Consider the following 14,374-nt stretch of genomic DNA (forward strand, 5'->3'; position numbering starts at 1 on the left):
GGGCGAGCCCTTCCGGTGAGACCTGAAGGTAAAAACAACGGTGCCGAGACTATGCCTTCAAGTTTTGAAGTCAATAGGCGAAGTGGTGTGACCTTCGAGATACGGGAGGACTTGTTGTGTTCATTTCTTGAAGGTCGCGTGAGGCCGCAGTGACCGAGGGTGGCCGCTACCGAAGCCGCTGGGAGATGACCTTCGACACTCCGTCGCCCTGCATGGACACGCCGTACAGTGCGTCGGCGACCTCCATGGTGCGCTTCTGGTGCGTGATCACGATCAGCTGCGAGGCCTCCTGCAGCTCCTGCATGATCCGGATCAGCCGCTGCAGGTTGGTGTCGTCGAGGGCGGCCTCGACCTCGTCCATGACGTAGAACGGGCTGGGGCGCGCCTTGAAGATCGACACCAGGAGCGCGACGGCGGTCAGCGAGCGTTCGCCACCGGACAGCAGCGACAGCCGCTTGACCTTCTTGCCCGGCGGACGCGCCTCGACGTCCACGCCCGTGGTGAGCATGTTGTCGGGGTCGGTCAGCACCAGGCGTCCCTCACCGCCCGGGAACAGCCGGCCGAAGACGCCCTCGAACTCGCGGGCCGTGTCCCGGTAGGCCTCGGTGAAGACCTGCTCGACCCGCTCGTCGACCTCCTTGACCACCTGCAGCAGGTCGGCGCGGGTCTTCTTCAGGTCCTCGAGCTGCTCGCTGAGGAACTGGTGCCGTTCCTCCAGTGCCGCGAACTCCTCCAGGGCCAGCGGGTTGACCTTGCCGAGCTGCTGGTAGGCCCGCTCGGCGGACTTGAGGCGCTTCTCCTGTTCGGCGCGTACATACGGCCTCGGCTGGTTGCGCGGGTGTTCCGGATCCTCGGGGAGCTGCTCGCCCTCGGCGGGGGGCGAGGGCGGCACCGGTTGCTGCGGGCCGTACTCGGCCACGAGCCCCGCCGGTTCCACACCGAGTTCCTCCAGCGCCTTGGTCTCCAGCTGCTCGATCCGCAGCCGCTTCTCTGCTCCTAGTACCTCGCCTCGGTGAACTGAATCCGTCAACTTGTCCAGCTCGGCCTTGAGGTCCCGTCCCGCGCCTCGCGCGGCCGCCAGTTCCTGCTCGCGGCGGGCCTTCGCGGCCTCGGCGGCGGCGCGCTCCCGCTCGGCGCGGCCCACCGACACCTCAATGTGGGCGAGCAGCTGGCGGGCGCCGGAGGCGACGGCCTGCGCGACGGCGGCCTCGTGCCGCAGCCGGGCCCGCCGCTGCTCGGCACGCGCGCGTGCCTCGCGTTCCGCGCGGGCGGCCCGGTCCAGGGAGTCGGCGCGTCCGGCGAGGCCCTTGACCCGCTCCTCGTGGGTACGGGCCTGGAGCCGGGCCTCCATCTCGGTCTGGCGGGCGTTGGCGCCGTCGGCGGCGAGGCGGTCCCGTACGGAGGTGTCCGGTTCCTCCTCGACCGGCATCTCCTCGGCGACGGCGAGCCGCTCGGCGAGTTCCTCGGCCTCCTGGACGGCCTTGTCCAGCGCCTCCTGTGCGCGGGCCGCCGCCGCGGTGGACCGCTCGGCCTCCCCGGCGGCGCCGCGGGCCTGGCCGGCGAGACGCCCGAGCTGCTGGGCGACGGCGGACTTCTCCCGGTCGCCCGCCCGGCGCCGCTCCCCCAGTTCCTCCACGAGTGCGGCGCACTCGCCGCGCCGCCCGGCCGCCGCCCGCTGCGCCTCGGCCAGTTCCTCGCAGCGCACCGCCAGCTCCTCCAGCTCGGCGGTGGCCTCGTCGACGGAGGCCTGTACCTCGAGCAGGCTCGGTGCACCGGCGGATCCGCCCTGCGCGAAGTGCGCGCCCAGGAGATCGCCTTCGGCGGTCACGGCGGTGAGGTCGGGGCGGGCGTGGACCAGGTCCTCGGCGTCCTCCAGGCTGCCCACGACGACGATCCCGCGCAGCAGCCGGCGCACGGCGGGCATGAGCTCGCCGGGCCCCCGGACCAGGTCGGCGGCGCGGAGCGACCCGGCGGGACTGCCGGACGCGCCCGCGGCGGCGGTACGGGTGCCTGTGCCGTCCGGCCCGTTTCGGGTGCCTGTGCCGTCCGGCCCGTTTCGGGTGCCTGTGCCGTCCGGCCCGTTTTCCCGGCCGTCGGGCTCCAGCCCTCCCGCCACACCGGTGGCCCGGCCGGGGATGCCGGTGGCCTGGCCGGACGCCGCGGCAGCCGTCGCGGAGGCCCCCGGCCCAGCAGGTGACCCGCCGGCCCGGGCCTCTTCGTTCGCACGACCCGGCAGGTCCCGACGTCCACCCGCCGACGCGACAGCCGGTCCACCTGCCCCAGGGCCACCAGCGGGTCCGTCCGTCTCGGCCGCTCCGGCCGCAACACCCGGTCGGTAACCCCCGCCAGGCGCTGAGGCACCTGGCCCACCTGCCCCAGGGCCACCGGCAGCACCATCCGCCCCGGCAGCTCCGGCCGCACGGCCGGGTACGTAACCCCCGCCCGGCGACCCGGCGTCCGGCCCGGATGCGTCGGCGCCGCCAACGGCCCTCGCGGCCCCGTCGGACGGGGCGTCGGCGGGTTCCGGGGCCCCCGTCAGGAGCAGGGTCGCGCGGCCCGCGTCCTGTTTGCGCAGGAGGCGGATCGCGTCGGCGGCGGCGGACGGGGTGGTCACGGCGAGGGCGTCGGCGGCGGCGCCGAAGGCCGCGGCGAGCGGGACCTCGTACCCGGGTGTCACCGTCAGCAGTTCCGCGGCCGGGCCGAGCAGACCGGTGAGCCGGTCCTTCGCGCCCAGCAGCGCTCCGGTGCCGTCCTTGCGGCGCAGCCCGAGCGCCAGCGCCTCCCGGCGGGCCTGCGTCGCGGCGCGGCTGCGCTCCGCGGCGGTGAGCGCCTCCCGGGCGGCGGACAGGGCGGCCTCCGCCTCCGCAAGCTGCCGCTTCGCCGTCTCGTGCTGCTCGGCCAGTTCCGCGTCCCCGGCGTCGAGGCCGTCGACCTCGGCCTTGAGGGCCTCGTACTCCTCCTGCGCACGCACCGCCCGCTCCTGGGCCTCGTCCCGGGCGGCGGCCAGGCGGTCGATCTCGGCCTGCGCGGAGGCGGCGCGCGAACGGGCCGCGTTGACCTGCCCGCTGAGCCGGGCCAGGCCCTCGCGGCGGTCGGCGATGGCCCGCGCGACGTCCTTGAGGCGGCGTTCCTCGACGGCGAGTTCGCGTTCCAGGTCGGCCCGGTGAGCGACGGTGTCGTCCAGGGCGCGCTGGGCGGCCTCCAGAGCGGCCTCCAGCTCGGCCTCCTGCTCGCGGATCCGGGCGGCCTCGCGCTCCATGTCCTCGGGGTCCCGCCCGCGCCGTTCCTCAGGGGGCGCGGAGGTGGCGCTCTTGATCCGGGCGTCGGCCAGCGAGATCGTGCCGCGCACCCGCTCGGCGAGCTGGGACAGCTCGTACCAGGTCTGCTGGGCGCGCTGGAGGCGCGGCGTGAGCCGACGGACCTCGTCCTCGAGCAGGGCCTCGCGCTGGAGGGCCTTCCTCAGCTCCTGCTCGGCGGCCTCCTTGCGTTCCTTCAGCGCCGCCTCGTCGGCGATCTCGGCCTGCAGGGCCTCCCGCAGCCGGACGAGGTCGTCGGCGAGCAGACGCAGGCGGGCATCGCGCAGGTCCGCCTGGATCACCGCGGCCCTGCGTGCCACCGCCGCCTGGCGGCCCAGCGGCTTGAGCTGGCGGCGCAGTTCGTCGGTCAGGTCCTGCACGCGCGCGAGGTTGGCCTGCATCGCGTCGAGCTTCCGCAGCGCCTTCTCCTTGCGCTTGCGGTGCTTGAGGACCCCGGCGGCCTCCTCGATGAAGGCGCGGCGGCCCATGGGGTCGGCGTGCAGGACGGAGTCGAGCTGCCCCTGGCCGACGATGACGTGCATCTCGCGGCCGATGCCGGAGTCGGACAGCAGTTCCTGGATGTCGAGGAGACGGCAGGTGTCGCCGTTGATCTGGTACTCGCTGCCGCCGTTGCGGAACATGATCCGCGTGATGGTGACCTCGGCGTACTCGATGGGCAGCGCGCCGTCGGAGTTGTCGATGGTCAGGGACACCTCGGCGCGGCCGAGCGGCGGACGGCCGGTGGTGCCGGCGAAGATGACGTCCTCCATCTTGCCGCCGCGCAGCGACTTGGCGCCCTGCTCCCCCATGACCCAGCTGAGGGCGTCCACCACGTTGGACTTGCCCGAGCCGTTCGGACCGACGACGCACGTGATGCCCGGTTCGAACCGGAGTGTGGTCGCCGAGGCGAACGACTTGAACCCGCGAAGGGTCAGGGCCTTGAGGTGCACGCCGCCGGACTTTACCCTTCCGTCCCTATCTCACTCTACGAACATCGGCAACCGCACGGTTTCGCGCATGAACAGGCAGGGCACATCAGACGTTGAAGAAGGTGAAAGGATGCGCGGGGGAAAGAAAGAAGGGACGCCGAAGCGTCCCTTGCAAATCTGACGACTTGCCTTCAGTCGTCTGACAACCGAGCGGTTGATACGGGCGGCCCAACCGCTGCGTGTGCTGTCGTGGAGCGGTGCAGCGATCAGGTGAGCGCAGGCTCCGCCTGGTGTGCGTCGATGCTCTCCATGATCCTGTCGTGAGAAGCGGCAGCCGAAAGCGCGTCGTTCTCCGCCTGGATCCGTACGAGCTCGGATTCCAGGTCCTGTACGCGCTGCTGGAGCCGTCGCATCTCGGCGAGGAGTCGAGGGTCGGAGCCGCCGACGTAACCGAGAAGCGCCTTTGCCATGATGGATGGTCCTCCACACTGAGTGACCGACCGAAGCGGTGGTGGGTCGTGAGGGATTCGCACCCGGGGTGCTTGGCACACTCGAGTGTTGCTCTGCTATTGCTACATGCCAAACAGCTAAGGTGCGCGGGGCTTTCAGCGTCTCACCAAAAAGTTTGACGGTCAACACGATCACGCCCCGGATTGGCGGGCAACCCGGCGCTGCGCGGCCGGAAAGCGGCGGCGCTGCGGCTGATACGGGGCCCTCGGGGCGTGGCGATCATCCTTACGTGCGGAGCCTGCCACTGCAAGCGGTTCTTGGCAACAACCAGGCTCTTTCTGCTTCCGGCAGTTGCCGGTGGCACGCCCCTCCGCTTCCACCCGGGTGACGTGCCGGAACGGGCTCAGCGGATGGCGAAGCCGTCGTAGCCGCCGCGGGTTGTGTCCCAGATCTCGGTGACACCGTTGACGAGCCCGGGCGTGTCGCCGCCCTGGAGCCACTTCAGCAGTTCCTCGCACGCCTCGCGCGGGCCCTCGGCGACCACCTGGACCCGGCCGTCCGCCAAATTGAGAGCAAAACCACTCAGTCCGCCGATCTCGAGCGCCCTGGCCCGCGTGAACCAGCGAAATCCCACGCCCTGCACGCGTCCACGCACCCAGGCGACCAGCCGTACATCCTCGCTCATGGGTGCAACCTAACCGGCCAATGTCTCTTGGGACACTTCGCCCTCGCGCGGCATGGGGTACCGTCCCCACCCAATGAATCTCATATGAAACTCACTCGATCGAGTGAGTTGGGTTGACCCACAAGATCGTATGAGAGGGGTTGACCGCGAGGGACGAGGAAGGCCAGGACATGGGACGCCACCGACGCTCTGCCGCCGGCACGGGCGGCCACGACCCGCAGGATGCGTACGCCGGTGACCGCGAGCCCATGGGCATCGCGCCCTACCTGAACCCGGAGGCGTACGCCGGCACCCACGAGAAGTCCGAGGCGTACCTGTACGCCACGGACGACGACTACGCCCGGGCCACCGGTACGGTCGCCTTCCCCGAGACCGGTTTCTCCCCCTCCGGCAATGCGCCCCGCGGCCGTCGCCGGAAGAAGAAGCCGGCGGCGGTGCGCACCGGGCTGCTCGGGGTGTCCGCCGCGGTCGCGCTCGGCACGGTGGCCGTGGCCACCGGCGCGGTGCCCGGGCTCGACGACTACCGGCTCGGCGGGACCACCAGCAGCGGCGGCGACAACGTGCAGGCCGCGGGCACGCCCAGCAACACGGCGAGCGAGCAGGGCGGCGCCTCCGGCAGTGCCACCGCGAGCCGCAGCGGCGGCCCCTCGACCAGCCGTGACACCGACCGGCCGGCCTCTCCGGCGAGCCCGTCCGCCTCGGACTCCGCCTCCCCCTCCCCCTCCGCGCCCTCCACACCGGCGTCGCAGTCCCCCACGCCGACCAAGGCACCCTCGAAGCGCCCGACGGCGAAGGTCCCCGCGCGGCCGAGGACCACGCCGAGCCGTACGGCCGGCAAGGCCCCGGTCACGACGCCGGCGCCGGTGACGGTGTCGGCGGAGGCCGCGGCCGAGGCCGAGGTGCTGAAGCTGGTGAACGAGGAGCGGGCCAAGGTCGGCTGCAGCGCCCTGTCGGCGAACAGCTCGCTGACCAAGCTCGCCGAGGGCTTCAGCGCGGACATGGCCGCGCGCGGCTTCTTCGACCACACCGACCCCGACGGCGCCACCCCCTGGGACCGCGCCGCCAAGGCGGGCATAAGCGGTCTCGGCGGCGAGAACATAGCCCGGGGCCAGGCGGACGCCGCCGCGGTGATGGAGGCGTGGATGAACAGCCCGGGCCACCGGGCCAACATCCTGAACTGTGACTTCAAGACCCTGGGAGTCGGTGTGCACTACGGGTCCGGCGGTCCGTGGTGGACACAGGACTTCGGCTACTAGGATCGGCCGCAGCGCTTACCTGCGGTTAGTGCAACCTGATGGTTAGCGCTTCCTTCGAGTACGCTTGACGGATGACCGTCATGCACGAGAGTCAGCCGGGCGCGGAGGAGCGGGACCTCCCCTACAACGTGTTCGCGCGGGCCTGCCCGTCGCGGGGAACCCTGGAGCATGTCACGGGCCGCTGGGGCTCGCTCACCCTCGGCGCGCTGTACGAGAGCTCGCTGCGGTTCAACGAACTGCGCCGCCGTGTCGACGGCGTGAGCGAGAAGATGCTCTCCCAGACCCTGCAGGCGCTGGAGCGCGACGGCCTGGTGCACCGCGAGGCGCAGCCGACGAACCCGCCGCGGGTGGACTACGACCTGACCCCGCTGGGCCGCGAGGTGGCGACCCGCCTGCTGGACCTCATCCACTGCGTGGAGGGCCGGATGGACGGGGTGCTGGCCGCCCGCGAGCGTTACGACGCCAGGCGCGGCGCCCGCTGACACTTCGGGCAGAAGTAGCTGGACCGGTTCATCCAGGGCCGGCGGCGCATGGGCGTCGCGCAGCGCCGGCAGGGCAGGCCCTCCCGGCCGTACGCGTCCAGGGAGCGGTCGAAGTAGCCGGACTCGCCGTTGACGTTGACGTAGAGGCTGTCGAAGCTGGTGCCGCCCACGGCGAGGGCCTCGTTCATCACGTCCCGGATGTGGCCGAGGAGTTCGCTGGTGCGGGGGCGGGTGAAGGTGCCGGTGGGACGCTCGTAGTGCAGACGCGAGCGCCACAGTGCCTCGTCCGCGTAGATGTTGCCGACGCCGCTGATCAGCGACTGGTCCAGCAGCGCCCGCTTGATGGTGGTCCGCTTGCGGCGCAGTGCCAGGTGGAAGGCCTCGTCGTCGAACAGCGGGTCGAGGGGGTCGCGGGCGATGTGAGCGATGACGTCCGGCAGGCCGTCCGGGGTCGTGTCGTGCAGCGACAGACCGCCGAAGGTGCGCTGGTCGACGAAGCGGAGTTCGGTGTGCAGGCCGTCGGCGAAGCGGACGCGGATCCTGAGGTGCTTCTCGTCCGGCGCGCTGTCCGGCTGCACCAGCAGCTGGCCGCTCATCCCGAGGTGGGCGAGCACCGCCTGCCGGGTGTCCTCGAGCGGCAGCCACAGGTACTTGCCCCGGCGGCTGGGCGTGCCCACCCGGTGCCCCTTGAGGCGGTGCGCGAAGTCGTCCGCACCGGCCGGGTGGCGGCGTACGGCACGAGGGTGCAGCACTTCGGCGTCGGCGACGGCCCGGTGGGCGACCCACCGTTCCAGGCCGCGTCGTACGACCTCGACCTCCGGCAACTCGGGCATCGGGACCCCCGGGAACATCTGGTGGACGATCCGAGCGCCCGCCCCTGAGCTGGGGCGGGCGCTCGGCTCTTGCTGCCTGTCAGGCGGAAGCGGAGGCTTCGTCGCCGGCGCCCGCGTCGATGTCGACCGCGTCGGCCGTCGCCTTGGCACGCTCGTCCGCCGCGGCCCGGATGGACCGCCATGCGGACTCGGCGGCCTGCTGTTCCGCTTCCTTCTTGCTGCGGCCGGTGCCGGTGCCGTACGAGACGCCTCCGACGCGGGCGGCAGCAGTGAAGGTCTTCTCGTGGTCGGGGCCGGTCTCCGTGACCAGGTACTCGGGCACGCCGAGCCCTTCCGTCGCGGTGAGCTCCTGGAGACTGGTCTTCCAGTCCAGGCCGGCTCCGAGGTTGGAGGACTTCTCGATCAGCGGGTCGAAGAGCCGGTGCACCAGCTCGGACGCCGAGTCGAGGCCCTGATCGAGATAGACCGCGCCGATCACCGCTTCCAGGGTGTCGGCGAGGATGGACGCCTTGTCCCGTCCGCCCGTGCCCTCTTCACCGCGGCCCAGCCGGATGAAGGAGCCCAGTTCGAGACCGCGGCCCACCTCCGCGAGCGCACGAGAGTTCACCACGGCGGCCCGGAGCTTGGCCAGCTGGCCCTCGGGCAGATCCGGGTGGGTGCGGTACAGCGTGTCCGTGACGACGAGACCGAGTACGGAGTCCCCGAGGAACTCCAACCGCTCGTTCGTCGGCAGACCGCCGTTCTCGTACGCGTAGGACCGGTGGGTCAGCGCTCGCACCAGAAGGGCGGACTCGACCTGGTAGCCGAGCCGCCCTTCCAGAAGCGTGTGGGACGAGGCCGTGTTGTCCGCTGAGTTCTTCTTCGGCGTGGACACAGTGCCTCTCACCAGCCGCTCAGACCTCGAGGACCTGGCGCTTGTTGTAGGTGCCGCAAGACGGGCACGCGATGTGCTGCTGCTTGGGCTCGTGGCAGCGCTCGCACGCAACCAGGGTGGGGACCGCAGCCTTCCACTGCGACCGGCGGTGGCGCGTGTTGCTGCGCGACATCTTCCGCTTCGGAACAGCCACGGCTACTTCTCCTGCTTCTCGTCGACGCCCGCTTCCGCGTCAGCGCCGCTCATCTCGTCCTTCTCGCCGTCCTTCATGGTGCCGGCGAGTCCCTGCAATGCCGCCCAACGGATGTCGACGGCGTCATGGTGGTGGTCCGGGTCGTCCGCGAGCCGCGCTCCGCACTCGGAGCACATGCCCGGGCAGTCTTCCCGGCACACCGGCTGCATCGGCAGTGCGAGCACTACCGCATCCCGCAGCAGAGGTTCGAGGTCGAAGAGTCCGTCCTCGAGGAAGAACCTGTCCTCGTCGTCCTCGGCGTCGTCGCCCGGTTCCGCGATCACACGGCCCCGGTCGTCGGCGTCAGGGTACGAGAACAGTTCCTGGAAGTCCGCTTCGAGCTCCAGCTCGACCGGCTCCAGACACCTTACGCACTCCCCCTCGGCCGCTGCACGGGCGGTGCCTGTGACGAGCACCCCTTCCATGACCGACTCGAGCCGGAGTTCGAGCTCCACCGGGGCGCCTTCCGGCACTCCGATGACTCCCTGGATACCGAGGTCCCTGGGGGCGTCGATCGTGCGGGTCAGGCGCTGCAGCGCACCTGGACGCCGCCCCAGCTCGTGTGTGTCGAACACGAGAGGGTTGCGGTGGTCGAGGCGCGCGTTGGAAGCCATTCCTGCTTTCGATCTTCGAGCTCAGAGGGACGCCACCCGTTGCGTACCGGGGCAGCGCTGATCGCGGACGTGCACGCGACCGAAGAGCCAGGATACTGGACCTTTCACTCACGGCCCAATCGGGGTCGTCGCTACAGGCCGCGCTCCTGCTCGTAGGCCCGCAGCTGCTCCGCGCTGATCATGCTGGTGTCGAAGAGACTGGTCTCGTCGAGGGCGTAGTCCTGCTGGGCCTGCTGGGGCTGGTGAAGCTGCTGCGCCTGGTGAGTCTGGTTCGGGTCGTAGGCCTGCTGGTCGTAGGAGGCCTGGTAGGCGTAGGGGTCGGCCTGCTGGTAGCCGTACGGGTCCTGGTGGCCGTAGCCGTGCTGCTGCGGGAAGCCGCCGTAGGGGTCGGGCTGCTGCTCGATGGGGGCACCTCCCGCCGGAGCGTAGCCGGAGGTGGGGGAGTAGGCGGACTGCTGGTCGTACTGCGGCTGCTGCTCGGACTGGGCGGCCTGTGCGGTCCGGGCGTCCTGCTGGGCGAGGGCCGCGAGGTCGGCCAGGTAGTCGGCGTCGCTGGAGTGCTGCAGGGTGGTGGAGTCGTCGGCGAGGGCGCCGAGGTCGTCGGTGGCGATACGGCCGTGCAGCTTCTGACGGCCACGGCCGACGGCCTCGAGGGTCTTGGCGAGGACCGCCTCGAAGGCGCCGAGCTTGACGTCCACGTAGGCGTCCGCGTCGCGGCGCAGGGTCTCCGGGTCGTGGCTGCGCTCCGGGGCGTCCTCGTCCTCGTAGCCGTGCTCGTCGACACCGGGGCCGGTGCCCAGCAGCTTCTCGCGGCCGCGGCCGACCGAGCCGAGGGTCTTGGTAAGCACGACCTCGAAGTTGGCGAGCTTGGAGTCGACGTATTCGTCGGCCTCGGCCCGGATCTCCTCGGCCTCCTTGCGGGCCTCGGCCACGATCCGGTCGGCCTCGGCCTGGGAGCGGCGGGCCACCTCGGTGTCGGAGATCAGCGAGCCGCGCTCGGCGTGCGCGCTCTCGATGATCCGCTCGGCCTCCAGACGGGCCTGCTCGACCATCTGCTCGCGGTCGCCGATCAGTTCCTGGGCCTGCGCGAGGGAGCCGGGCAGCGCCTCGCGCACCTCCTCGAGCATCGCGAGCAGCTCGGCGCGGTTGACCACGCACGAGGCCGACATCGGCATGGACCGGGCGCTGGAGACCGCGGTGACGATCTCGTCGAGCTTCTTCTGGACGTCCACCTGTGCTCGCCACTCTCTACAGCTGTGTTGGAGACGGACGGAACGACTGTACGGCCCCGGGACGCGGGTCCGACACCGGGTGACGGACTGTCAGCCCGTCAGTCCTTCCTGAGGCGTTTGCCGAGGGCGTCGAGGACCTGCGGCGGCACCAGGTGGGAGACGTCGCCGCCCCAGGTGGCGACTTCCTTGACCAGGGAGGAGGAGAGGAAGCTGTAGGTGGGGTTGGTCGGCACGAAGAGCGTCTCGACGCCCGAGAGCCCGTTGTTCATCTGGGCCATCTGCAGCTCGTAGTCGAAGTCGCTGACGGCGCGCAGGCCCTTGACGATGGCGGGGATGTCCCGCTGCTTGCAGTAGTCGACGAGGAGGCCGTGGAAGGCCTCGATCCGCACGTTCTCGTACTCGGCGGTGACCTGGCGGATCAGGTCGATCCGCTCGTCGATCTCGAACAGGCCCTTCTTGGCCTTGTTGATCATCACCGCGACGTAGACCTCGTCGTAGAGACGGGAGGCGCGGGAGATGATGTCGAGGTGTCCGTTGGTGATCGGGTCGAACGACCCGGGACAGACGGCGCGGCGCACTGGTGGTCCCTCGCTCTCCGGTCCGGTCATCGTGCGTCTTCGCACGTAGAGGCGGCGCGACCGTACCAAAACGTTCCCTCGCCGTAGCGACGGGCCCGGATCGCCTCGAAGCCGTCCGGCCAGTGGAATGTGCCGCCTCTGGTGCTGCGCTCCACGGTGACGAGGGCTTCCGCCGCGAGCCACCCCTGCGTGCGGAGTGTGAGCAGAATCTCCCGAAGATCGTCGTCGGAGACGGCGTACGGCGGGTCGAGGAAGACGAGGTCGTACGGCTCCGCCGGCGCCGGTGACTGGATGATCTGCTCGGCCCTGCCCGCCCGGACCTCGGCGCCGGGGAGGCCGAGGTTCTTCACGTTGTCCCGAACGGTGCGGGCCGCCCGCGCGTCGGACTCCACGAGGAGGGTGTGGCTCGCGCCACGGGAGAGCGCCTCCAGGCCCACGGCGCCCGAACCCGCGTACAGGTCGAGGACGCGTTCGCCGTCCAGCGGGCCGCCCAGCAGGGACTGCCAGGTGGAGAAGAGTCCCTCGCGCGCGCGGTCCGATGTGGGGCGGGTGCCGTTCCCTGGCGGGACGGCCAGGCGGCGTCCGCCGGCTGCCCCGGCGATCACGCGGGTCATCTCAGGTCCTTGTCGGTGCGCGGATGGTGGCCGTTCCCAGTCTGTCAGCCCTTTTCCAGGTACTGCTCCCTCTCCTCGTCCAGCAGCGCGTCAAGGGCCGTGCGCAACGCGGGGAGTCGCTCCAGCTCCGGGTCGGCCGCCACGACCGCCGCCGCCTCCTCCCGCGCCTCCGCGATGATCTCCTCGTCGTCGATGACGGCCAGCACGCGCAGGGACGTGCGGGCGCCCGACTGGGCCTGGCCAAGGACGTCGCCCTCGCGGCGCTGTTCCAGGTCGAGACGGGAGAGTTCGAAGCCGTCCAGCGTCGACGCCACCGCGCCCAGCCGCCGGCGGGCTTCGCTCGCCTCCGGCATCTCGGTGACCAGCAGGCACAGGCCGGGCGCGGAGCCGCGGCCGACGCGGCCGCGCAGCTGGTGGAGCTGGGACACGCCGAACCGGTCCGCGTCCATGATCACCATGGCGGTGGCGTTCGGGACGTTGACGCCGACCTCGATGACCGTGGTGGCGACCAGGACGTCGGTCTCCCCTGCGGCGAACCGGCGCATCACCGCGTCCTTGTCGTCGGGGTGCATACGGCCGTGCAGGACCTCGACCCCGAGGCCCTGCAGAGGGCCCTTGGCCAGTTGCTCGGCCACGTCGAGGACGGCCAGCGGGGGCCGCTTCTCGGCTTCGTCCTCCGCGGACTTCTTCTTGCCGCCCTTCCTCGGATCGTCCTCCTCGTCACCGATGCGCGGGCAGACGACGTACGCCTGGTGGCCGGCCGCCACCTCCTCACGCACCCGCTCCCACGCCCGGGCCAGGAAGTGCGGCTTGTCGGCGGCCGGGACGACATGGCTGGCGATCGGCGAACGGCCGGCCGGGAGCTGGTCGAGGACGGAGGTCTCCAGGTCGCCGAAGACGGTCATGGCGACCGTCCGAGGGATCGGTGTGGCGGTCATGACCAGCAGGTGCGGGGGCTGTTTGCCCTTGCCGCGCAGGGCGTCGCGCTGTTCGACGCCGAAGCGGTGCTGTTCGTCGACCACGACCAGTCCGAGGTCGTGGAACTGCACCTTGTCCTCGATCAGCGCGTGCGTGCCGATCACGATCCCGGCCTCGCCGGTGGCGAGGTCGAGCAGTGCCTGACGGCGGGCGGCGGCGCCCATCGAGCCGGTGAGCAGCACCACCTTGGTGGCGTGCTCGGCGCCGCCCAGCATGCCTCCTTCGGCGAGCTCGCCCATCATCTCGGTGACCGAACGGTGGTGCTGCTGGGCCAGCACCTCGGTGGGCGCGAGCATGGCGGCCTGGCCGCCGGCGTCGACGACGGCGAGCATGGCGCGCAGTGCGACAAGGGTCTTGCCGGAGCCGACCTCGCCCTGGAGCAGCCGGTGCATCGGGTGCTCGGTGGCGAGGTCGCCGAAGATGTCCCGGGAGACCTTCTGCTGGCCCTCGGTCAGGGTGAAGGGCAGCCGGTCGTCGAAGGCCGCGAGGAGGCCGTCGGGGAGCGGCTCGCGGGCGACCGCCGGGAGCTGGGCGTCGGCGTGCCGGCGGCGGGCCAGGGCGACCTGGAGGACGAAGGCCTCGTCCCACTTGAGGCGGGAGCGGGCGTCGGCGATGTCGGCCTTGGTGTGCGGGCGGTGGATCTTGAGCAGGGCCTCGGGGAGGGACACCAGACCGCGGCCCTCGCGCAGGGAGACGGGGAGCGGGTCGACGGCGTCCTGCGCGGCGGGGAGCACGGTCTGGATCGCCTTGCCGATCTTCCAGGACTCCAGCTTGGCGGTGGCCGGGTAGAGCGGGATGAGGGCCCCGGCCCACGTCTCGACGGTCTCCTCGCTGTCGCCGCCCCTGAGCAACTCGTATGCCGGGTGGGCGAGTTGCAGCCGCCGGTTGAACAGGGACACCTTGCCCGCGAAGAGTGCGCGCGTGCCCGGGAGCAGCTCCTTGTGGGGCTTGTGAACCCCGTTGCCGAAGAACACCAGTTGGAGTCGGCCGCTGCCGTCGGTGATCGTCACCTCCAGGCGCTGTCCCTTGCCGCGCGGGGCCTTGGCGGAGGCGAAACTGTGCAGGCGGGCGTCGGCGACCTGGGCGACCACCGTGACGTGCTCGTCCATGGGGAGGTCGGCGAGGTGGGTGAGCTGGCCGCGCTCCTCGTACCTGCGCGGGTAGTGGTGCAGCAGGTCGCCGACGGTGTGCAGGCCGAGGTGCTCGGCCATCACCTTGGCGGTGGCGGGGCCGAGCACTGACTTCAGCGGCTGTTTCAGTGGTTCTTCCAGTGCGGGCACGACACCCATTGCACAACACGGCACTGACAATGCCGTATACG

At 71.2% G+C, this 14,374-nt stretch carries 13 protein-coding genes; 2 read left to right on the forward strand and 11 right to left on the reverse strand.

Translation table 11 applies throughout. From position 1 onward, the window contains the following. Window positions 1-166: 166 nt before the first annotated feature. From ACFY0F_RS21775 to ACFY0F_RS21785, 3 genes are all read right to left on the reverse strand, one after another. A complete protein-coding gene (locus ACFY0F_RS21775; RefSeq protein WP_388796612.1) occupies window positions 167-4,246 on the reverse strand; it encodes an AAA family ATPase in 4,080 nt (1,359 codons plus the stop codon). A gap of 245 nt (window positions 4,247-4,491) precedes the next feature. Next, window positions 4,492-4,695 (reverse strand): hypothetical protein, encoded by a 204-nt coding sequence (locus tag ACFY0F_RS21780; RefSeq protein ID WP_388796615.1) that lies wholly within the window; start codon window positions 4,693-4,695, stop codon window positions 4,492-4,494. 383 nt (window positions 4,696-5,078) lie between these two features. Continuing rightward, window positions 5,079-5,360, reverse strand: coding sequence for an acylphosphatase (locus ACFY0F_RS21785; RefSeq protein ID WP_388796618.1), 282 nt, complete (start codon window positions 5,358-5,360; stop codon window positions 5,079-5,081). Between the two features lie 170 nt (window positions 5,361-5,530). Here ACFY0F_RS21785 and ACFY0F_RS21790 point away from each other — a divergent pair, with 170 nt between their 5' ends. Both ACFY0F_RS21790 and ACFY0F_RS21795 read left to right on the forward strand, forming a co-directional pair. Continuing rightward, window positions 5,531-6,616 (forward strand): CAP domain-containing protein, encoded by a 1,086-nt coding sequence (locus ACFY0F_RS21790; RefSeq protein ID WP_388796621.1) that lies wholly within the window; start codon window positions 5,531-5,533, stop codon window positions 6,614-6,616. Between the two features lie 80 nt (window positions 6,617-6,696). Then, entirely contained in the window at window positions 6,697-7,098 is a 402-nt protein-coding gene (locus tag ACFY0F_RS21795; protein WP_388797068.1) for a winged helix-turn-helix transcriptional regulator, read from the forward strand. On the opposite strand, the gene mutM is transcribed toward ACFY0F_RS21795, so the two are convergent. The 8 genes from mutM to recG all read right to left on the reverse strand — a co-directional run bounded on the left by mutM (window position 7,071) and on the right by recG (window position 14,342). After that, a complete protein-coding gene (gene mutM, locus ACFY0F_RS21800) occupies window positions 7,071-7,931 on the reverse strand; it encodes a bifunctional DNA-formamidopyrimidine glycosylase/DNA-(apurinic or apyrimidinic site) lyase (RefSeq protein ID WP_388796625.1) in 861 nt (286 codons plus the stop codon). The two genes, ACFY0F_RS21795 and mutM, sit on opposite strands and share 28 nt — an antisense overlap. Before the next feature lie 79 nt (window positions 7,932-8,010). Then, on the reverse strand, window positions 8,011-8,817 hold the full coding sequence (rnc, locus tag ACFY0F_RS21805; protein WP_388796628.1) for a ribonuclease III: 807 nt from the start codon (window positions 8,815-8,817) through the stop codon (window positions 8,011-8,013). Between the two features lie 7 nt (window positions 8,818-8,824). Beyond that, window positions 8,825-8,998: a 50S ribosomal protein L32 gene (gene rpmF, locus ACFY0F_RS21810; RefSeq protein ID WP_003951102.1), complete on the reverse strand. Its 174-nt coding sequence runs from the start codon at window positions 8,996-8,998 to the stop codon at window positions 8,825-8,827. A gap of 2 nt (window positions 8,999-9,000) precedes the next feature. After that, window positions 9,001-9,651, reverse strand: a complete 651-nt coding sequence (locus ACFY0F_RS21815; RefSeq protein WP_388796632.1) for a YceD family protein — start codon at window positions 9,649-9,651, stop codon at window positions 9,001-9,003. 131 nt (window positions 9,652-9,782) lie between these two features. After that, window positions 9,783-10,883: an ATP synthase F0 subunit B gene (locus ACFY0F_RS21820; RefSeq protein ID WP_388796634.1), complete on the reverse strand. Its 1,101-nt coding sequence runs from the start codon at window positions 10,881-10,883 to the stop codon at window positions 9,783-9,785. A 98-nt stretch (window positions 10,884-10,981) separates the two neighbouring features. Then, window positions 10,982-11,461: a pantetheine-phosphate adenylyltransferase gene (gene coaD, locus ACFY0F_RS21825; protein ID WP_388797071.1), complete on the reverse strand. Its 480-nt coding sequence runs from the start codon at window positions 11,459-11,461 to the stop codon at window positions 10,982-10,984. Window positions 11,462-11,487: 26 nt separating this feature from the next. Beyond that, window positions 11,488-12,075, reverse strand: a complete 588-nt coding sequence (gene rsmD, locus ACFY0F_RS21830) for a 16S rRNA (guanine(966)-N(2))-methyltransferase RsmD (protein ID WP_388796637.1) — start codon at window positions 12,073-12,075, stop codon at window positions 11,488-11,490. A 44-nt stretch (window positions 12,076-12,119) separates the two neighbouring features. Then, entirely contained in the window at window positions 12,120-14,342 is a 2,223-nt protein-coding gene (gene recG, locus ACFY0F_RS21835; protein ID WP_388796640.1) for an ATP-dependent DNA helicase RecG, read from the reverse strand. Window positions 14,343-14,374 lie beyond the last annotated feature (32 nt).

Source organism: Streptomyces sp. NPDC001544 (genome assembly GCF_042894285.1).
Lineage (GTDB): Bacteria > Actinomycetota > Actinomycetes > Streptomycetales > Streptomycetaceae > Streptomyces.